This is a genomic window from Myxococcales bacterium (genome assembly GCA_016717005.1).
Taxonomy (GTDB): domain Bacteria; phylum Myxococcota_A; class Polyangia; order Haliangiales; family Haliangiaceae; genus UBA2376.
The window spans coordinates 1-20,164 of record JADJUF010000007.1 but is presented as its reverse complement, the minus strand read 5'-3'; the positions used below and the strand labels follow the sequence as shown (position 1 = coordinate 20,164).

General features: G+C 74.8%; 13 protein-coding genes. 7 read left to right on the top strand and 6 right to left on the bottom strand.

Annotated features, from left to right (window positions below; translation table 11 throughout):
* Window positions 1-1,128 precede the first annotated feature (1,128 nt).
* The 3 genes from IPL61_07050 to IPL61_07040 form a co-directional block, all read right to left on the bottom strand.
* Entirely contained in the window at window positions 1,129-2,199 is a 1,071-nt protein-coding gene (locus IPL61_07050; GenBank protein MBK9031080.1) for a hypothetical protein, read from the bottom strand.
* Window positions 2,200-2,281: 82 nt separating this feature from the next.
* On the bottom strand, window positions 2,282-5,356 hold the full coding sequence (locus tag IPL61_07045; protein MBK9031079.1) for a hypothetical protein: 3,075 nt from the start codon (window positions 5,354-5,356) through the stop codon (window positions 2,282-2,284).
* A 413-nt stretch (window positions 5,357-5,769) separates the two neighbouring features.
* Window positions 5,770-6,708, bottom strand: a complete 939-nt coding sequence (locus IPL61_07040; protein MBK9031078.1) for a malate dehydrogenase — start codon at window positions 6,706-6,708, stop codon at window positions 5,770-5,772.
* Between the two features lie 70 nt (window positions 6,709-6,778).
* On the opposite strand from IPL61_07040, the gene IPL61_07035 reads away from it, so the two are divergent.
* From IPL61_07035 to IPL61_07015, 5 genes are all read left to right on the top strand, one after another.
* Complete coding sequence (locus IPL61_07035) at window positions 6,779-7,315, top strand: DUF1232 domain-containing protein (GenBank protein ID MBK9031077.1); 537 nt, start codon at window positions 6,779-6,781, stop codon at window positions 7,313-7,315.
* Between the two features lie 72 nt (window positions 7,316-7,387).
* Window positions 7,388-8,374 carry a hypothetical protein gene (locus IPL61_07030; protein MBK9031076.1) on the top strand — a complete coding sequence of 329 codons (987 nt, stop codon included), beginning with the start codon at window positions 7,388-7,390 and terminating at the stop codon, window positions 8,372-8,374.
* Complete coding sequence (locus tag IPL61_07025) at window positions 8,371-10,428, top strand: hypothetical protein (GenBank protein MBK9031075.1); 2,058 nt, start codon at window positions 8,371-8,373, stop codon at window positions 10,426-10,428. Before IPL61_07030 ends, IPL61_07025 begins: the two co-directional genes overlap by 4 nt.
* The gene (locus tag IPL61_07020) at window positions 10,425-10,817 is read left to right on the top strand and encodes an HNH endonuclease (GenBank protein MBK9031074.1); all 393 of its coding nucleotides are present in this window, start codon (window positions 10,425-10,427) and stop codon (window positions 10,815-10,817) included. Before IPL61_07025 ends, IPL61_07020 begins: the two co-directional genes overlap by 4 nt.
* Window positions 10,818-10,864: 47 nt before the next feature.
* Window positions 10,865-12,877 carry a PEP/pyruvate-binding domain-containing protein gene (locus tag IPL61_07015; protein ID MBK9031073.1) on the top strand — a complete coding sequence of 671 codons (2,013 nt, stop codon included), beginning with the start codon at window positions 10,865-10,867 and terminating at the stop codon, window positions 12,875-12,877.
* 225 nt (window positions 12,878-13,102) lie between these two features.
* Here IPL61_07015 and IPL61_07010 read toward each other — a convergent pair whose 3' ends face one another.
* The 3 genes from IPL61_07010 to IPL61_07000 form a co-directional block, all read right to left on the bottom strand.
* Window positions 13,103-14,638, bottom strand: coding sequence for a GNAT family N-acetyltransferase (locus IPL61_07010; protein MBK9031072.1), 1,536 nt, complete (start codon window positions 14,636-14,638; stop codon window positions 13,103-13,105).
* A gap of 50 nt (window positions 14,639-14,688) precedes the next feature.
* Window positions 14,689-15,081, bottom strand: coding sequence for a hypothetical protein (locus tag IPL61_07005; protein MBK9031071.1), 393 nt, complete (start codon window positions 15,079-15,081; stop codon window positions 14,689-14,691).
* Window positions 15,082-15,469: 388 nt separating this feature from the next.
* Window positions 15,470-16,840: a hypothetical protein gene (locus IPL61_07000; protein ID MBK9031070.1), complete on the bottom strand. Its 1,371-nt coding sequence runs from the start codon at window positions 16,838-16,840 to the stop codon at window positions 15,470-15,472.
* 137 nt (window positions 16,841-16,977) lie between these two features.
* Here IPL61_07000 and IPL61_06995 point away from each other — a divergent pair, with 137 nt between their 5' ends.
* Window positions 16,978-18,423, top strand: a complete 1,446-nt coding sequence (locus IPL61_06995) for a serine/threonine protein kinase (protein ID MBK9031069.1) — start codon at window positions 16,978-16,980, stop codon at window positions 18,421-18,423.
* Window positions 18,420-20,164, top strand: a 1,745-nt coding sequence (locus IPL61_06990) for a sigma-54-dependent Fis family transcriptional regulator (GenBank protein MBK9031068.1), incomplete at its 3' end; no start/stop codon positions are given. The genes IPL61_06995 and IPL61_06990, both read left to right, overlap by 4 nt.

Sequence of the window (20,164 nt, the reverse complement as noted above, 5' to 3'; positions counted from 1 at the left end):
AGGGTCCGGACGGTCGTGTGGGCGCACAGCGGGCAGGCGCCGTCCCGGAGCGTGCGCGCGCTGGCCCGTTCCGTCGACGGGCGCGCGGCGTCGGCGTCGAACGCGCGGGCGGGCGGCGCCGGCGTCGAGGGTTCACGCGCCGGCGTCGAGGGCGAGGGCGTCGGCGTCGGGGCGCGGGCGCCGGGCATGGCGCGGACGGCCGCTTGCACGACCGCCGGCATCACGTCGGCGCGGCAGCCAGCGAGCGCCACGTCGAGCGCGCCGCCGCGCGCCACCAGGTACAGCCCGAGGAGCGCGGCCAGGCCCGCCAGGACCCCGATGGCCGACGTGAACGGCCCCGACGTGACGGCCAGGGCGACGCCGGCGCCCGCGACCAGGCCGCCCATCAGGCCGCGCTCGGTCAGGCGTCGCCAGCGCTGCGCCAGCGTGGCGCCGCGGGCGTCGTACGCCTCGAGCACCGCGACCTCGACCTGGGCCTCGTCGGTGGCGCCGCCGTCGCGGCCGGCCCGGGCGCCGGCCTGGACCGCGTCGAGGTACGAGCCCGGCGCGGCGTGGCAGAGCTTGATGAGGCGATCGAGGTTGTCGGCGCGCGCGAGCTTGGTCAGCGCGGCGTTGGCCGCCCGGGCGCTGATCTGCATCGCGACCAGCGACCGGACCGAGATCGCGGCCGCCAGGTTGCCGCCGGCCGCGAGCGCGTAGCCCGCCACGATCGTCGTGTCCATCATCCGATCTAACCCCAGGGCTGACCTGGGGCGGACCCGAACTGCCCGGCATCGTGCGTGGGCGCGTCCACGCGGGCGGTCCAGGGGCAGCCGTGGAACGGCGGGACGACCGGGGCCAGCGCGCCGGCCTCGGCCACGCGCGCTCCAGGGTCAGCGCTGGAACGGCGGGACGACCGGGGCCAGCGCGCCGACCTCGGCCACGCGCGCTCCAGGGTCAGCGCTGGAACGGCGGGACGACCGGGGCCAGCGCGCCGACCTCGGCCACGCGCGCTCCAGGGTCAGCGCTGGAACGGCGGGACGACCGGGGCCTGGGCGCCGACCTCGGCCACGCGCGCTCCAGGGTCAGAGCTGGAACGGCTGGACGACCGGGGCCAGCGCGCCGACCTCGGCCACGCGCGCTCCAGGGTCAGAACTGGAACGGCTGGACGACCGGGGCCAGCGCGCCGACCTCGGCCACGCGCGCGGTCCAGGAGTCGGTCACCGCGTGGGTGCCGCTCGTGCCGCCGTTGGTGCCGATGATCCACTGGCGCTCGCCAGGGAGGCCGGCGCCGGTGTACGCGAAGATGTCGGTGGTGGCGTTGCCGTAGGCGAGGTCGAGCAGGTAGCCCTTGCTGGCCAGGCCGGCGAGGTAGTCGCGCTTGTACGTGCCGACGTTGGCGTCGAACGGCAGCGTGTCGGTGGCGGTCGGGGCCAGGCGCAGCGGGCCGGGCGCGAACCCGAGGTCGGTCAGCCACTCGCGCGACTTCGCGGTCAGGTACGCCGGGCGACCGGTGACGTAGACCATGACGTGGTGCTTCGCGGCGTGCGCGGTGGTCAGCGCGGTCGCGTCCGGGTACGCGGCCGGCACGTAGCTGCCGAACAGGATCTGGACGAACAGCTCGGTGTCGCTGGTGGTGAGCGTGCCGTCGATGTCGGTCGCGACGAGGTGGGTCGCGGCGGGCAGGATCCACAGGTAGCCGACGGTGGTCGAGGCGTCGCCCAGGACCGTGAAGCGGGCCTCGTACTGGCCGGGGCCCAGCGGCAGCGTCACCGGCACGTCGACGGTGCCGTCGGCGGCGGTGGTGTGGGTGCCCAGGGCCTGCCAGCCGGCGCAGTCGTCGATCACCACCTCGACCGGCTCGTCGGCGAGGTTCGCGGCCAGCGAGCCGTACTGGAAGCGCGCGATCAGGTGCGGCGCCGAGCCGGGCGCGCCGATCGGATCCTCGCCCGAGTGGACCGCGGCGCCGTTGGCGGCGGTCAGGATGCTGCCGAGCGCGGTGAAGCCGGTCGCGGCCGGGGGCGTGTACGAGCGGCCGACGCAGCGGCGGAACTGCGCGCCGTTGGTGCCGCCATCGGGCGTCGCGTCGGTGTCCCCGCCGCCGCCGTCGGGGCGATCGACGCGCGCGTCGGTGAAGTCGATGTCGTCGGACGCCGGCGTCGAGCCGCAGGCGGCCGCGACGGCGGTGACGAGCGCGAGCGCGAGGGCGGGGGAGCGCATGGCGCGTGAGATACACCCGAGGACCAGGCCGTACAACCGCCATCATCGGCGTGCGCCGGTTCGGTCACGGTCGGGCTCGCGCTCATGGCTCGACCTCGCCGAGGTCGAGCGTGACGCCGTCAGCGCCGAGCACGAACGGCCGATCGTCGATCGCCAGGTGGCCGGCGCCGTCGTGGCGGATGATCTGGACCGTGCCCAGGCCCAGGCCCATCGGCCCGCGCGCGTAGTAGTGGACGCCGATCCGATAGGGCCCGGCGGTGGCGCGGCCGGCGATCGCGAACTGCTCGGGGCCGAAACCGGTGGTGATGTCGTCGAGCAGGGCGCCGCCCGACGGCAGCGCGCGGTCGGAGAAGAACGCGTGGCCGCCGACGCGGTCGCGGACGTGCAGGTCGACGTCGTTGGCGTCGGTCTCCCAGTGCAGGACGATCCGCAGCGACGGCGCGGTCGCGACCCCGGCGCCGACCGCGGCGAGCCGCGCGGTGACGGCCGCGCGCTGGTCGGGCGCGATCGCGATCGCCGCGGCGGCGACGTCGGCGAGATCGGCCCGCAGGATCGTGGCGATCGACGGGAGCTGCGCGTGGGGCAGGGCGGCGATCAGCGCGTCGATGGCCTCGGCGTGGCGGCCGGCGCGCGCGAGGGCCAGCGCGAGCAGCCGGTGACCGCCCACCTGGTCGGGGCGATCGGTCGTGGCCTGGCGGTAGGCGTCGATCGCCAGCGCGCGGCCGACGGGGCCGAGCCGGTCGAGGCGCTCGCCGGCGAACCGCGCCAGCTCGGCCCGCCCGGTGAAGCGATCGAGCAGCGAGCCGTACGCGCGCGCGGCCAACGCGCGGGCACCGCGGGCCTCGAGCGCCTCGCCCAGCGCCACGATCGCCGCGAGCTCCGCGGGGGCGGTCAGGTACCAGGCCAGGGCTTCGGTCAGCGCCCGGCCCGGGCGGCGCGCGGCCACGTCGGTCATCACCGTCAGCAGCCGGCCTTCGTACGGCGGCGGCTGCGGCGCTTGTGGCGGCTGCGGCGCCTGTGGCTCAGGGAACACCGTCGGGCCGGGGTGGGCCCCGCGCGGCGCGTGGACGTTGCCGAGCGCGTCGGCCTGCGCGCCGGCGGCCGCGCCGTAGACCGCGCCGAACGTGCGGCCGGTCGGGATGTTGCGCGTGTACTCCTGGGTGATCGTCACGCCCGTCCGGGTCGACGCGGCGTCGATCGTCGGCGCGCGGTCGCTGATCACGATCACCTCGTTGCCCGACGCGTTGATGCCCTCGACGACGTAGGTGTTCTCGACCGAGCTGGAGCCGCTGAACGACACGCCGGCCTTGTCGAACTGCGCGCCGGCGGCGGCGCCGAGCGTGGCCGCGAGCGGGTCGGGCGCCGCCGGCGCGGCGCAGGGGGTGGGCGGCGGCGCGCGGCCGGGGCTGCGATCGATCACCCGGATCGCGCCGCGCTCGACGGTGAGGATGTCGGCGAGGGCGTCGCGGCGCAGGCAGAAGCGCGCGTAGTCCTGGTCGGACTCGAGCACCAGCAGCGAGGTGGCGCGGGTGACCAGCCGGTGCGCGAGCCCGAGCCGCTCGATGGTCGCGCGGTCGGCCGCGCGCGCCGTGTCGGTGGCGCCCGGGGCGGCGAGGCGCTGCTCGAGCGCGGCGATCTCCGCCCGCGCCACCGCGCGCGCGACCAGCGGCGTCGGCGCGGCGATCACCGGCACGGTCACGGGCGGGCCGTCGCCGAGGGCGATCGTCAGGGGGCCGTCGTCGCCGCGGGCGCGGCGCCCGGCGATCACCACGGCCGCGCCGGGGCCGCCGCCCCGGACAGTGGTCGGCCACCACGCGGTCGCGCCGGTCACGGTCACGGTCAGGTCGCGCGTGCGCTGCTCGGTCAGCGCCGTGAGGGCGTCGGGCGCCTCGCCGTCGAGGACCGCGCCCGGGCGCGCGCCGGCGCCGACCAGGGCCGTCAGCAGGTCGCGATCCTCGAGGTCGCCGACGACGAGCGCGTCGAGCCGACCGATCCCGGCCCCGCGGGCCTGGGCCACGAGCGCGTCGGGCGCGCGGCGACCCGCCGTGGCGACGCCGTCGCCGATGACGATCACCCGCTCGGCGCCGCTTGCGGCGGCCAGCGCTGCGCCGAGGTCCGAGGCCCCGAGCGCGCCGCGGGCGAACAGCGCCGGCGCGATCGTGTCGGCGATCTCGTCGGCGCGGCCGTCCGCCAGCGGCTCGGCCGACTGATCGAACGCCAGCACGCGCACCGGCGCCGCCGGGGTGGCGCGGGCGATGGCGGCGACGAGCGCGCGCGCGAGGTCGGCTTGACGGCGCAGCAGCGACGCGCGCGAGGCGCTGGTGTCGATCAGGAGCGTCACCGCCTCGAGCGGGTCGGGCGCGGTCGCGGTCGGCAGCGCGAGCTGCGCCACGAACGTGCCGTCGGCGCCAGCGACCGCCGGGGAGCCGTCACCGCCGAGCGGCAGCAGCAGGTCGGCGGGCGCGGTCCGCTCGGCGTGGCCGCGCTCGGTGTGCCCGTCGACGGTGATCGCCCAGGTCAGCGCGCCGACCTCGGGCAGGCCGGCCAGCGCGATCCGCCGCGCCGCCGCGTCGGTGAGCGCGTGGCCGTAGGCGATGATCAGCTCCTTGTCGCTCGACGCTGGGATCGGGAACACCCGCGCCGAGAACGTGTTGCCGGCGTCCTGCTCGAGCAGGGCCGGATCGACCCGCTGCTCGAGGAAGGCCTCGTAGACCCGGCGCGCCTCGGCCCGCGGCACCGCCTCGGCCTCGAGCCACGCCTCGTTCTTCATCGCGAACCGGCTGATCGCCGCGTCGGTCGGCAGCGCGATCGTGAAGCGGCCCTCGCGCACCCGCGGCTCGGGGTTGTGGAAGGTCAGGTGCAGCTCGGTCAGCGCCAGCGGGCCGACGACCGCGGTCTCGACGTGCAGCGCCGTGAGCGCCAGGCCGGCGCCGTCCGAGGTCGTCAGCGCGATCGGCGGCGTCGCCGGCGCCTCGGCCCGCGGCCGCTCGCTCCTGGCCACCGCGGCCGTCAGCGCGCGGTCGAGCGCGTCGAACGACGCCCCGGCTCCGGCCCCCGCTGGCGGTCGACGATAGCCGAACCGGTCGACGGTCGCGGACGGCGCGGGGCCGCAGTGAGCGGCCAGGATCAGCGTGGTGACAGCGATCGGTCGGCGCATGGATCGGTCCACGCTCGACCCGTCGGTCGGCGCTGCCCGCGCCGCCGACCACCGCTGGCAGCGCTGCGAGCCGACAGCCGCGCCGGCTGTCGCACGCCGGCGGAAGCCGGAGCCGGAGCCGGAACCGGAGCCGGAACCGGAGTCGGAACCGGAGTCGGAGCCGGAGCCGGAGTCGGAACCGGAGTCGGAGCCGGAACCGGAGTCGGAGCCGGAGCCGGAGCCGGAGCCGGAGCCGGGGGCGGAACCGGAGTCGGAACCGGAGCCGGAACCGGAACCGGGGTCGGAGTCGGAGTCGGAGCCGGAGCCGGAGTCGGAACCGGAGTCGGAACCGGAGTCGGAGCCGGAGCCGGAGCCGGAGCCGGAGTCGGATCCGGACCAGGAACCGGAGTCGGACCAGGAACCGGAACCCGCTGCTACAGGAAGCTCTTCGCGATGCCCATCAGCTCGACGTTGGCCGCGACCGACTTCGCGAACGCGTCCTTCTCCGCCGCCGACAGCTCGAACTCGTAGACCGCCTCGGCGCCCTTCGCCGTCAGCTTCACCGGCACGCCGACGAACGCGCCGGTCACGCCGAACTCGCCGTTGAGCTCGACCGAGCACGGCAGCACGCGGCCCTGGTTGCGGACGATCGCCTCGACCATCAGGCAGGTGCCGGCGCCCGGCGCCAGCCAGGCCGACGTGCCGATCAGGCCGGTCAGCGTCGCGCCGCCCTTCTTGGTGGCGTCGACCACGGCGGCCTGCTGCTCGTCGGACAGGAACTTGCTGACCGGGACGTTGCCGATCATCGCGGTCGAGAGCACCGGGACCATGTCCTTGTCGGTGTGGGCGCCGAGCACGATCGCCTGGACGTCCTCGACCGAGACCCCGGCGGCGCGCGCCAGGTTGGTGCGAAAGCGGGCGCTGTCGAGCACGCCGGCCGAGCCGATCACGCGCTCGCGCGGGAAGCCGGTCACCTGCTTGGCGACGAAGACCATCGCGTCGAGCGGGTTCGACACGACGATCAGGATCGCGTCGGGCGCGTGCTCCTTCACGCTCTTGCAGATGTCACGGACGATCCCGGCGTTGATGTTGATGAGCTCCTCGCGCGACTGCCCGGGCTTGCGCGGGACGCCGGCGGTCATCACGACCACGTCGGCGCCGGCCATCGCCGAGGCCTCGGAGGTGGCGACGAAGGAGTTGTTGAAGCCCTCCCACGGGCCGCACTGGGTCAGGTCGAGCGCGCGCCCTTCGGCGGCGTTGGCCTTGAGATCGATGAGGACCAGGTCACCGAGCTCCTTCTGCACTGCCCACTGGGCGACGGCCGCGCCGACGTTGCCGCCGGCACCAACGATGGCGATCTTGGGACGCTTGATCATGATGGTCGGTGCATACCCCCGGCCGCGCCGACTTGGCAAGCCAGAGGCCAGGGGATACCGTCGGGACGTGGCCAAGCACATCGACACCTTCAAGTCGTGGTCCGACACCATCGTCGCAGACGTCGCCGCCCTCAAGGCGCTGGTCGAGTCCGAGGCCCCGCTCGAGGCCCGGAAGCTGGCGGCGGGGGCGCTGGGCTACCTGGTGACCCGGATGGACCTCGTCCCCGACTGGGAGGGTGGCATCGGCGCCCTCGATGACGTCATGATCCTGCGGGTGTGCGCGCAGCTCGCGGCGACCCACGGCGCCGCCGAGGTGGCCGCCGATCACGAGATCTCCCTGGCGCGCATGGCCAACGAGGCCGACGCGATCCGCGACTTCCTGGGCGAGGCCGCCTTCGACAAGCTGCGCGGCTACGCCAGCAAGCTCTCGGACACGGCGGTGCGCGGGCGGGCGCCGGCCACGATCCTCAGCGACGCGGACGCCCGGGTCGCCCTCTACGCCGAGGTCGAGGACGAGATCAAGAGGGCGGTCCCGGTGCAGATCACCGACGCCGAGGACGCCGAGCTGCGGCTCAAGGCGTACCTGTCCCACAAGCTCAAGTGACCGCCGGGTGCGGGCCGCCGCGCCGTCGCGCGGTCGGTTGCACGGTCCGGCCGTCCGCGGTACCACCCGGCCATGCGCACTCGGGGACTCGCACTCGCTACTGCTGCCGTCGCCGTCGCCCTCGCGGCGACGCCGGCCCGGGCCGACCAGACGTTCGACGAGCTGGCCACGACCGCCCAGCGGCTGACCCGGGCCGACCTCGAGGGTGCGGCCTGGGCGCTGACGTCGGCGTGCGACCAGGGTGACGGGCCGCTCCTGCGCCTGTGCCGCGCGGTGCGCGATCAGCGGGCGGCGGCCCTGCGCAGCGGCACCTGGCTCGTCGACGCCGAGCCCGGCGCGTTCACCGTCAGCCCCTGGGATCCCGACGCCAAGGCCACGCTGCTCGCGCTGACCGGCTGCGTCGCGTGCGTCCGGCCGATCGCCGGCATGTACGTGGTCGCGAGCAAGGCCGCGCCGCGCTTCAACGGCGAGGTGGCGATCGCCGCCGGCCTGCACCAGGCGGCGCGCTCGTTCCCGACCCAGGCCGCGGCCGATCGCTGGGCCCGGATCGCCGCCGAGGCCCGCACCCAGTTCGTGGTGCGGCTCGGGGGTGATAAGGCCGGCCTGTCCGAGATCGATGGCCACCGCGTGCTCGCGGTCGACGTGCTCGGCTACCGGGTCTACCAGCCGTGCGACGGCGCGATCGTGTGCGCCAGCCCCAAGGCCGATCCGGTCGCCGCCGATCAGGCCGCGTGCGGCAAGATCGTCGAGGACACCGCCCCGACGCCGGTCGACCCCCAGGCGGCGCTGCCGGCCCGGCTGACGCCCGACGATCTCAAGGAGGCGCTCAAGCCCGTGGCCGCGGCCGCGCGCACCTGCTTCGACGACTACGGCGTGCCGGGCAAGGCCAAGCTGGTCTACACGGTCTCGGGCGCCGGCGCGATCACCGCCTACGAGCAGACCGGCGACTTCGTCGACACGCCCACCGGCCGCTGCATCGACAAGGCCGCGAAGGCGGTCTCGTTCCCGGCGGTCAAGAAGGCCAGCTTCTCCTTCACCTACCCGATCAACGTCCAGTGACCGCGCGCGTCGCTGGCCTGGTCGCCGTCGCGCTCGCGCTGGTGGCGGGGTGCAGCGACGGCACCCGGGCGGTCGTCGCGATCGCCGCGCCGCCCGAGCTCGTCACCACCTTCGACGAGTTCGTCGGCTTCATCCCGACCGACGGGCTGGCCGTGGTCGCGTCCGGCGAGGCCGCCCCTGCGGCGATGTACCGCATCCAGGTCACGACCGATCTGGCCGGCTGCGCCGAGTGCTACCGGATCGATCCGATCGCCGGCGACGACCGCGGCTGGTCCGTGCGCGCCAGCGATCGGCTGGGGGCGCAGTACGGCGTCGCCGAGGTGTTCGAGCTCCTCGGCTACCGGTTCCGGCACCCGTTCGACACCTACGCGCCGACGCGCCCGACGCCGGATCCCGAGGCGCTGGCGCGGCTGAGCGTGGTGCGCGAGCCGGCCATGGCCGTGCGCGGGCTGCACCTGCACACGCTCCACCCGATCGAGGCGCTGTACGCGCTGTGGGAGCCGACCGACGACGGCGTGCGCGCGCGCCGGATCTTCGACTGGATCGTCAAGAACCGGGGCAACTTCGTCCAGTGGGTCGCGCTCGACGACATCCTCGAGCCGACCCGCGGCGCCGCCTGGCAGGCCGACACCGCCGCGCTGCTCGACGCCGCGCACCGGCGCGGGCTCAAGGTCGGCATCGGCCTGCAGCTGTTCGGCGCGTCGAGCCTCCAGGCCGGCTACGATCTGATCGACGATCCCGATCGGCCGGCGGCCGAGCAGATCGCCGAGCGCCTGCCGCGCCTGACCGACGGGCTGCCGTTCGACACCTACGAGCTGTCGTTCGGCGAGTTCTTCGGCGCCGATCCCGCGACCTTCATCGCGACGATCGACGAGGCGTACGCCCAGCTCCACGCGCGCAGCCCCCAGGCCGACGTCACGGCGGTCATCCACGTCGGCGACTCGCCCGAGCAGCGGGTCACGTACATGGGCGAGGACCTGATCTACTACTTCCTGGTCAAGTTCGCCGACCCGCGGATCGTGCCGCAGGTGCACACGGTCATGTACTACGACCTGTTCGAGGACGCGGGCGGGGCCTACCACCACCAGACCTTCGCCGAGCACCGCACGTTCCTGCTCGACCGCCTGCGCGCCGGCCTGCGGGTCCAGTACAAGCCCGAGACCGCGTACTGGGTCGCGTTCGACAACTCGGTGCCGGCGTACCTGCCGCTGTACCTGCGGTCGCGCCAGCTCGATCGCGATCGGATCGCGGCGGCGGCCACCGCCGGCGGCTACGGCCCGCTGCGCGAGGAGCTCCTGTTCTCGACCGGCTGGGAGTGGGGCTACTGGCAGAACGACGCCGCCGGCCTGCGCGCTGACTTCGAGCCGCCGACGTCGGTGCTGGCCCAACTCGAGGACACCTACCGGCCCGATCACCCCGAGCTGCCGGCGCGGATCGTCGAGCTGGCCGAGGCCCAGCACGACGGTCTGATCGTCGACCGCCTGGCCGCCTACCAGGCCGGGCGCGACGCGCTGATCGATCGCGGCGCGGCGGCCGGCATCATCGCCGCGCCCGATCGGATCGACGTCGACGACGTGGCCGCGCTGTCGGCGACCGAGCGCGAGCAGTTCGCCGCCGACGTCGGCGCCAAGCTCGAGGCGTACGCGGCCCGGCTGGCCGAGGTCGCGGCCCGGACCGAGCGCCTGCCGGCGACCGATCGCTGGGCGGCCGAGGTCATCGACGGCGTCGCGATGGCGCGGCTGCGGGCCCAGTTCGTGGCCGCGATCTACCGGACCGTCGTGCTGGCGGCCCGCGGCGACGCCGCGCCCGCGACCGCCGCCCTCGACGAGGCCACCGCGACGATGGCCGCGGCCCAGGTGGTCGTGGCCCGCCGCCACGCGGATCGCCACGACCGCGACCAGCGCCTGATCGAGGGCAACGCCAACCGCACGATCTACCAGTACGGGTACCTGCGCTTCGCCCACGACCTGTGCTTCTGGCAGCGCGAGCTGATCATGGCCGACAACGCGGTCCACGCCCGCTCGGCGGTCCCGCCCGGCTGCTTCTTCCCGTGACCGGCAAGCAGCGGCGGGTGCTGGCGATCGTCGCGACCGATCGCACGTTCGAGCCCAGCCGCCACGGCACCGCCGCGGTCTGGGTCGGCGCCTGCATCCACTGCAAGAGCCCGCTGACGATCGCCGACGACGGCACGCCGATCTCGGCGGCGACGATCGAGCACATCTGGCCGCAGCGCCACGGCGGCGACGACCAGCTGGCCAACCTGGCGCTGGCGTGCGGCCAGTGCAACCGCGGCAAGGGCGTGCGCCACGACACCCGCAGCAAGCGCGACCCGCGCCTGCTCGCGATCGTCGACGCGCTCCGGGCCCGACGGCAGGAGCGTTGGCGCGAGCCGCCCGACGCGCTGGCGACCCACGTGGCCTGGGCCGAGGCCCACCCGGGCTGAGGCGCGCGCTCGATCCGGACGCCGGGGCGTTGGGGTAGCCTGGGCCGATGTCGAGGATCGCGTGGGCCGCGCTGGTCGTGCTGTCGTGGGTGGTCGGCGCCGGGTGCAAGACCAAGCAAGCGCCGCCGCCGCCCCAGGTGATCGACGCCGGCCCGCAGGTCGCGCTGGTCGACGCGGCGCCGCCCGAGGTCGACGCCGGCGAGGCCGCGGTGGCGCCGGCGCCGCGGCGGCTGTGGACCGATCGGATCGACGACGAGGCGACGATGATGGCCTACTCGGTCGAGATCGGCGGCGAGCGCTTCACCAAGTTCATCCTCGATACCAAGACCGACGCCATCTATTACTTCGACGTCGACGTCTACAAGGTCCACAAGGACTTCATCTTCGGCGAGCTCTTGAAGACGCCCAAGACCAAGGCGCTCAACCGCCAGGTCGACCGCAACTACGGGTACGGCAAGCCCAACTACATGATGTGCTACCTGGTCCACCACCTCGCGTCGGACCTGTGGACGCTGGCGTTCTGGGAGGGCGACAAGGCCTCGGCGGCGCACATCACCCGCGCCTACAACCGGATGAAGGCGACGTTCTACCTGGGCGACAAGGTCTCGTACCGGCCCGACTCCGACTACCAGGAGCAGGTCGCCAAGCAGCTCAAGGGCGTGCCGGTCATCACCAACGACAAGCTCTACAAGAGCGCCACCTACCAGGCGTTCAACCCGGGCCGGGCGATCGGGCGCCTGCGGCTGGTGCCGGCCGGCGCCGACTTCGAGGAGCTGACGTTCGCGCCCGACGAGATCGTGATCCTGCCCGAGTCGCTGCCCGACATCACGCCGGTGGCCGGCATCCTGTCGGAGACGTTCTCGACGCCGCTGGCCCACGTCAGCCTGCGCGCGCGCGCGTGGGGCATCCCCAACGTCGGCCTGCGCGGCGCCGCGGTCACCTACGCCGCCCTGGTCGGCAAGACCGTCGTGTTCGAGGCCACCGCCGCCGGCCACACGCTGCGCGAGGCCACGCCGGCCGAGATCGACGCGTGGGCGACCCGGACCCAGGCCGCGCGCACCGTCAAGATCCCGCCGGCCGACCTCGCGGCCAGGGACCTGCGCGGGCTCGACCAGCTGCGCGCGGTCGACGCCCGCGCGTACGGCACCAAGGCGGCGAACCTCGGCGAGATCGTCGCCGGCAAGCTGACCGGCTTCGCGGTGCCGCCCGGGTTCGGCGTCCCGATCGCGTACTACGACGCGCACCTCGAGGCCGCCGGCCTCGACGCGCGCATCGCGGCCTTGCTCGCCGACGATCGCTTCCGCACCGACGCGCGCTACCGCAAGCAGGCCCTGACCGACCTGCGCGCGGCGATCAGCGCGGCGCCGCTCGACCCGGCGTTCACCGCGCTCCTGGGCCGGCGCCTGGGCGAGCTGACCGGCGGCGATCCGGCGGTGGGTGTGTTCGTGCGCAGCTCGACCAACGCCGAGGATCTGCCCGGGTTCTCGGGCGCGGGCCTGTACGACACGATCCCCAACGCCAAGGGGCCCGACGCGGTCGCGCAGGCGATCAAGGACGTCTGGGCCAGCGTCTGGACGCTGCGCGGCTACGAGGAGCGGCAGCTGTTCGGCATCGACCACACCCAGGTCTACGGCGCGGTGCTGGTGCAGGTCGGCGTCAACGCCACCGCCGCCGGCGTGCTCGTGACCGCGCACCCGACCGATCCGAGCCAGACGACGACGTACACGATCAACGCCAAGAGCGGGCTGGGGCTGCGCGTGGTCGAGGGCAAGAAGGTGCCCGAGAGCCTGCTCTACGACGTCCACAACCGCGGCCTGCGGATCCTGTCGCGCTCCGACGAGGACACGATGCTGGTCTTCGACGGTCAGGGCGGCGTCCGCGAGGTGCCGAACCCGAAGAAGGGCCAGCCGGTGATCACCCAGGCCCGGGCCGAGGTGCTGGGCCGGGCCGCGCGCGCGATCTGGGGCCTGTTCTCGCCCGACACCCCGCTCGACATCGAGTGGCTGTTCGTCGGCGACGCGCTCTACATCGTCCAGGCCCGGCCGTACGTCGTGCGCTGACGTGGCCGCGCCGGGGGCGTACCTGTTCGGCCGAGCGCCGGTCCACGCGCCGGGCGTCGAGCGTCGAGGAGCGGCGACCTGGCGACGGGCCTCCCAGGAACCTCAGCGCTTGTAAGTTTTTCGGTCGAGCACCGGTCGACGCGCCGGGAGTCTCGCGTCGTGGGTGGGGGCCCCGTCGGGGCTTGCCCCCGACGGGGGAGGGCCTGGCGACAGGCCCTCTGGAACTCAGATCTTGTTGAACTTGCCGCCCTCGCGCCACCGGACCTCGTACAGGTCGGCGCGGCGGTCGAGCAGGGGGCGGACGGTGCCGGTGCGGCGGCTGCGGCGCAGCACCTCGACGTCGAGCTCGTGCAGCACCATGGTCTCGACGTTGGGCGTGGCCTCCTCGGCGACGCCGTCGCGCGCGAACGGCAGATCCGACGGCGTCAGGATGCACGCCTGGCCGTAGTGGATGTCGGCGCCCTCGACGAACGGCAGGTTGCCGACCGGGCCGGCCAGGACCGCGTACATGCCGTTCTCGATGCACCGGGCCAGCGCGCACGAGCGCACCCGCAGGTAGCCCGAGCGGATGTCGGTGTTGAACGGGACGAACAGGATGTTGGCGCCCTTGGCGGCGGCGATGCGCGCGGCCTCCGGGAACTCGACGTCGTAGCAGATGAGGATCGCGATCTTGCCGCGGTCGGTCTCGAACACCTCGACGGTGTTGCCGGGCGACACGCCCCACCAGCGCGCCTCCGACGGCGTGATGTGGAGCTTGTACTGCTTGCCGATCGAGCCGTCGCGGCGGAACAGGTACGCGACGTTGTAGAGCTTGCCGTTCTCGACGGTGAGGTGGCTGCCGCCGATGATGTTGACGGCGTACTTGATCGCCATGCTGGTGAACAGCTCGAGGTAGCGGTCGGTGAACTCGTGCAGGCGCCGCGCGGTCAGGCCGGGCCGCTCGGCGGTGACCAGGGCCTGGAGCTGGTTGGTCACCATCTCCGGGAACAGCAGGAAGTCCATGTTGTACTCGCCGGCGGTGTCGACGAAGAACTCGACCTGCTGGGCGAACTCGTCGAACGTCCGGATCGGGCGCATCTGGTACTGGACCGCGCTGACCCGCACCGAGCGGACCTGGACCCGGGCCTTCGACGGCCGGTGCTCGGGGTTGAGCCACTCCATGAACACGGCGTGGCCGCGCGACTCGACGTCGCTGGGCAGGTAGTCGTTGAGGACCGCGCGGATCGCGAAGCCGTTGGCGAGCTGGGCCGTCAGCACCGGATCCTTGAGCTCCTTGGACACGACCTTCGCGACGTACTCGTCGGCCGCCATCCGGTCGGCGTGGGCGCCGTAGCCCGGGATGCGGCCGGCGATCAGGATCGCGCGCAGGTTGTGGTCGGTCGCGAGCTGCTTGCGCGCGTCGTACAGGCGGCGGGCCAGGCGCAGGCCGCGCTTGCTGGGATCGACCGCGATGTCGATGCCGTAGAGCGTGTCGCCGGCCGGGTCGTGGTTGCGGATGTAGCCGCCGTCGGAGACCTGCTTGAACGTGTGCCAGTCGCCGAAGTCTTCCTCGTCGACGATCAGCGTGCTCGAGGTCGCGACCACCGTGCCGTCGAGCTCGACGCACAGCTGGCCCTCGCCGAAGAGCTGGAGCTGGCTCTCGAACTGCTCGCGCAGCCACGGCTCGATGCCGGGGAAGCAGCGGCGCTGGAGCTCGACGACGGCCGCGTAGTCGGTCTTGCGCAGGGGGCGGACATCGAGGCGGGTCGTCTTGGCTACCATCTCCGGCCACTATAGCCGCATCGTCAGCGCGGACGCGCCGCGCGGACCGATCACGCGACCTGCCACGCCGCGGCGCCCTGGCGCGCGAGCTGATCGCGCAGCGCGGCGCCGAAGCGATCGAAGTCGTCGACGATGACCCGGTGGGTCTGGCCATCGTCGACGGTGACGTCGAGGATCTTCTTGTTGAGGCCGTGCTTGCCGCGGGCCACGGTGCGCACGCGGCCCAGGTCGATCGTCAGCGCCAGCGTGCCCTTGGCCCGGCGGCCCAGCAGCATGCCGATGAGGCCGAACATCTGGTAGACGCGGCTGATGGTGCGGACCCGCAGCTCGCTGGCGGTCAGCTCGACCTTGCCGAGGCGGACGTTGAGCTTGCCGGCGATGAGGCCGCCGTTGCTCAGGGCGAGGGGAGCGGGGGCGGTGGCGACGAGAGCGGTCGAGGACATGGACGTTTCCTTTCGAGAGCGGAGAATCGAGGTTGGGAACGGGAGTCGGGATCGGGATCGGAGTCGGGATCGGGAGCGGGGTCGGGGTCGGGATCGGGATCGGAGTCAGGAGCCGGAGCCGGAGTCGGAGCCGGATCCGGAACCGGAGTCGGAGTCGGAGCCGGAGTCGGAACCGGAGCCGGCGCCGGAGCCGGAGCCGGAGTCGGAGCCGACCCCGGGCCGGGCCGGAGGCCGGAGTCGGAACCGGAGCCGGAGCCGGAGCCGGAGCCGGAGTCGGAGTCGGAGCCGGAACCGGAGCCGGAGCCGGAGCCGGAGCCGGAACCGGAGCCGGAACCGGAGCCGGAGCCGGAGTCGGAGCCGGAGCCGAGCCCGGCGCCGGAGACCGACCTCAGAGCGTGATGGCGCCGACGTCGTACGTGGCGCCGGGCTCGAGCGCAGTGCAGCAGTCGCCGCCGATCAAGATGATCCACTGCGCGCCTGGCTTGACCGCGAAGCCGTAGGTGCCGACCGGCACGTCGTCGATGCGGAACGTGCCGTCGGCGGCGCTGGTGCCGCGGTAGGCGCGGGTCGACGACTCACACGGCGTGCCCTTGAACATCGTCAGCGGCTGATCGCACAGCTCGATCGCCGCGCGCGCGACCGGCTTGCCCGCGCGCAGGACCTTGCCGGTGATCGCGCCGGTGGCGGCGGCCTGCAGCGCCGGCAACGTGGGCCCGTCGGCGACCACCGCCAGCGCGGTGATCTTGCCGGTGACGCCCGCGACCGTGCCCGGCAGCCACTGCTGGGCCAGGCCGCCGTCGCGATCGAAGATCACCAGGCCGTTGTCGGTGGCGACCCAGGTGCGGCCGCCGCCGTCGATCGCGAGCACGTCGCCGCGGTGGGCCTGGGCCGGCCCCTCGTCGAGCTCGACGGTGCGGGTCGTGCCGCTGGGCTCGGCGACCGCGAGCGTGCCGACGCCGCCGGTCCCGGCCATGTGCCCGGCCGGACCCGCGACCAGCTCGTCGATCGAGCCGTAGCGGGTGGCGAGGCCGGTCTTGCGCCAGCGGCCGTCGCGGAACGCGAAGGTCCCGGCGCTGCCGGCGACGTAGACCGTGCCGTCGGCGTGGATCGCGATGGCCGAGAAGAACGGCGTGGCGGTGCTGGCGAACCCGACGTCGAGCTTGCTCCAGTGGTCGCCGTCGAGGCGCCACAGCGCCGCGCTCTGGACGACCCACACCCGGCCGTCGTGATCGACCGCGATCGCGTTGATCAGATCGCCGCCGAAGGTCTCGGCCGGCTCCTCGGTCCACGCGCCGTCCCAGCGCAACACCCCGCGGCGGTCCGTGGCCCACAGGACGCCGTCGGGGCCGAGCGCGAGCTGATCGACCAGCGTCGTCTGGTCGCTGTCGAGGCGCTGGGGCTTGCCGTCGACGATCTTCCACATGCCGCCGATGGCCACGGCGTAGACCGCGCCCTGGCGATCGACGACGATCTGCTTGACGGGGTACCGGTGAGCGATCAGCCGGGTGAGCGCGCCGCCGTCGAGGCGGTAGAGCCCGGCGCCGGCGACGCCGAGGTAGGCGGGGCCCGGCGCGCTGGTGTAGGCGATCGGCGGCGGGGCCGGGGCCGGGGCCTCGGCCGGGGACGCGGGCGCGGTGGGCGTGGTCGGCGCGGGGGCCACGGGTGCGATGGGGGCTGGGGCCGGCGGCGCGGCGGGCTTGCCGCCCTGGTCGCAGGCGGCGATCGCCAGGAGGGTCACGGTGAAGCGGAGGCGGTTCATGGTCGTGGTGGGCGCCTATTACAAGGCCCGTGCCGACGGCGGACCTGTCCAGCTTCGCGCACTTGCGCGGGCGGGGGGGCGGTCGTGACAGGATTGTCTGCCAGACTCGGCCGCGTCAGATCGGGTAGGGTCGAGCGGTGACGACCGCGCCGGCCGGCACGAGCATCGGGCCCTATCAGATCGCGCGCGCCATCGGCGCGGGCGGCTGGTCGACCGTATACGAGGTCAAGGACGCCGCGGGCCAGCCCTGGGCGCTCAAGCGCCTGCGCGACGATCTCGGCGGCGACGCGATCGCGCGGTTCCACCGCGAGGTCGCCAGCCTGGGGCGCATCGCGCACCCCGGCGTGGTGCGGCTGATCGACGCCGGCGTCGACGGCGGCGCGCCGTACCTGGTGACGCCGCTGCTGACCGGCCCGACGGTGCGGACCGCGCTGGCCCAGGGGCCGCTGGTGCCCGAGGCGGCGCTGGCGCTGGTGATCGCGGCCGCCCACGCGGTCGGCGCGATCCACGCCGCTGGCCTGGTGCACCGCGATCTCAAGCCCGACAACCTGGTGATCGATCGCGACGGCGCGGTGATCGTGATCGACCTGGGCCTCGCGCTCGGGCCCGAGCACAGCCGCCACACCGCCGAGGACACGCTGACCGGCTCGGTGCCGTACATGGCACCCGAGCAGATCGAGGACCGCACGCCGTCGCCCGCCAGCGACGTGTGGGCGCTCGGCGTGGTGCTGTTCGAGGCCATCGCCGGGCGGCGTCCGTTCCAGCGACGCCGCGGCAGCGAGGAGGTCGCGGCGATCCTGGCCGGGCGCGCGCCCAGCCTGATCGAGCTGGCGCCCGCGGTGAGCGAGGCGCTGGCGGCGCTGGTCGCGCGCGTGCTCGATCCCGAGCCGACGCGGCGCCCGCCCGACGGTGCGGCGCTGGCGGCGGAGCTCGAGCGCCTGGTCGACTGGACGTCGGTCGCGGCGCTGGCCGACGAGCGCGGGCGCTGGCTGGCCGATCCGATCCGCTACGCGGCGGAGGTCGCCGACCGTCGCTGCGCGGCGCTGGCGACCCAGGCCGAGGCCGCGCTGGCCGCGGGCGATCGGTTCGCGGCCACGCGCCTGGTCGAGCGCGGTCTGGGCTATCGCGGCGACGATCCGCGCCTGGCGGCGATCCTCGAGCGCGTGATGAGCGCCGGCGGTCGACCGCAGGCCCGGACCATCCGTGGCGCGGCCCCGGCGCCGGCGCTGGCGCTGGCGGGCGCGCGGGTGACGACGCCGGCGGACGCGCGCGCGCCGGGCGCAGCGCCGGTGGCGACGATCGCGCCGGCGCGGCGCTGGCCGTGGCTGGCCGCCGGCGCGCTGGCGCTGTTGATCGCGGTGGGCCTGGTCGCGGCGCGGCCCTGGGCCGGCGCGCGCTCGTCGGCGTCGGCCGCGGATCCGGCCGCGGCGACCGTGCGGCCCGCGTCGGTGGCGCCGTCGCAGCCGGCCCCGGCGGCCGCGGCGGGCGGGGCGCGCGCCGCGCCGACGTCGAGCGCCGCCCCGGTCACCGGCGAGACCCGGCCGGCCCACGTGCGGCCGTCGCGCCCGGCGGGCGGGCCGTGACCGCGCCGCGCCTCGAGCTGCGCGTCCCCGGCGCCGCGCCGCGCACCGTCGAGCTCGCGCGCGCGCTCACGACCGTCGGCTCGTCGCCTGCGGCCGACGTGCGCGTCGCCGGCGTCGCCCACGAGTGGCTGGTGGTCCAGCGCGATCGCGCGCGGGTGACCGTGGCCGTGCTGGCCACCGGCGCGCGGCTCGAGCTCGGCGACGCGCCGGTCGTCGTCGACGGCGTCACGCTGACGCGGATGCGCGTCGACGACCCCGCGCTGCCGATCGGCGCGCTGGCCCTGGCCCTGGCGCAGGCCGAGGATCCGGCGAGCGCGCTGGCCAGCCTCGTGGATCAAGCGGTGGCGGCCACTGGCAGCGACGTCGGCGCGGTGGTCCTGCGCGACGGCGGCGGCCACACGGTCGCGGTCGCGCGCGACGCCACCGGGGCCGCGGTCGCCGACGGCGCGGCGATCCTGTCGGACACGGTGCTGGCCGAGGTCCTGGCCGGCGGCCAGGCGATCGCGGTGGCCGACACCGACGACGATCCGCGCCTGGCCAACGTCCCGTCGGTGGTGAACCTGGCGCTGCGCTCGGTGATCGCGATCCCGATGGTGCTGGGCGATCGCGTGGCCGGCGCGCTGTACCTGGGCGCACGTCGGCCGACCCGCCCGCTGGGCGCGCGCCTGGCCGCCGACCTGGCGGTTGCCGCGACGCTCGCGGTGCCGGTGATCGCGCAGCTCCGGCGCAGCCCGGCGGCGCCGACCACGCTGGGCGCGTCGCCGGTCATCACCGCGGTGGCCGGGCTGATCGCGCGGGTCGGGCCGACCCCTCTGGGCGTGCTGGTCACCGGCGAGACCGGGACCGGCAAGGAGCTGGTGGCGCGCGCGCTCCACGCCGCCAGCGGCCGCGCCGGCCGGCCGCTGGTCGCGGTCAACTGCGCCGCGATCCCGGCCAACCTGTTCGAGTCGGAGCTGTTCGGCCACAAGCGCGGCAGCTTCACCGGCGCCCACGGCGATCGGGTCGGGCGGATCGAGGCCGCGGCCGGCTCGACCCTGTTCCTCGACGAGCTCGGCGAGCTGCCGCCGCCGATGCAGGCGGCGCTCTTGCGGGTGCTGCAGGAGCGCGAGGTCACGCGGGTCGGCGACGACGTCGCCCGCGCGGTCGACTTCCGGCTGGTGTGCGCGACCAACCGCGATCTCGACGCCGAGGTCGCGGCCGGGCGGTTCCGCGCCGATCTGCTGTACCGCGTGCGCGAGGTGACGATCGAGCTGCCGCCGCTGCGGGCCCGCGGCGACGACGTGCTGCTGCTGGCCGAGCGCCTCCTGGCCGAGGCCGAGGCCACGTTCGCCACGACCGCGCCACCTGCTCGGCGCGGACGCCCGCGCGGCGCTCGCCGCCTACGGGTGGCCCGGCAACGTGCGCGAGCTGCGCGCGGCCATGCGGCGGGCCGCGGTGATGGCGGCGGGGCCGACGATCGGCGTCGCCGACCTGGGCCTGCCGCCGACCGCGGTGACCGCGCCGCCGCCGCCGAGCGCCCCGGCCGCGGTGATCGCCGCGGCGCCGGCGGTCGACGCCGGCGCGCTGGGCCCGCTCGATCGTCCGCTGGCCCTGGCCCGCGACGCCTACGTCGCCGCGTACTGCGCGGCGGTGCTGGTCCACCACGGCGGCAACCGCGAGGCCGCGGCCGCGGCGCTCGGCATCAGCACGCGCTCGCTGTACCGCTACCTCGCCGGCGAGCGCGAGTAGATCGACGGGCGGC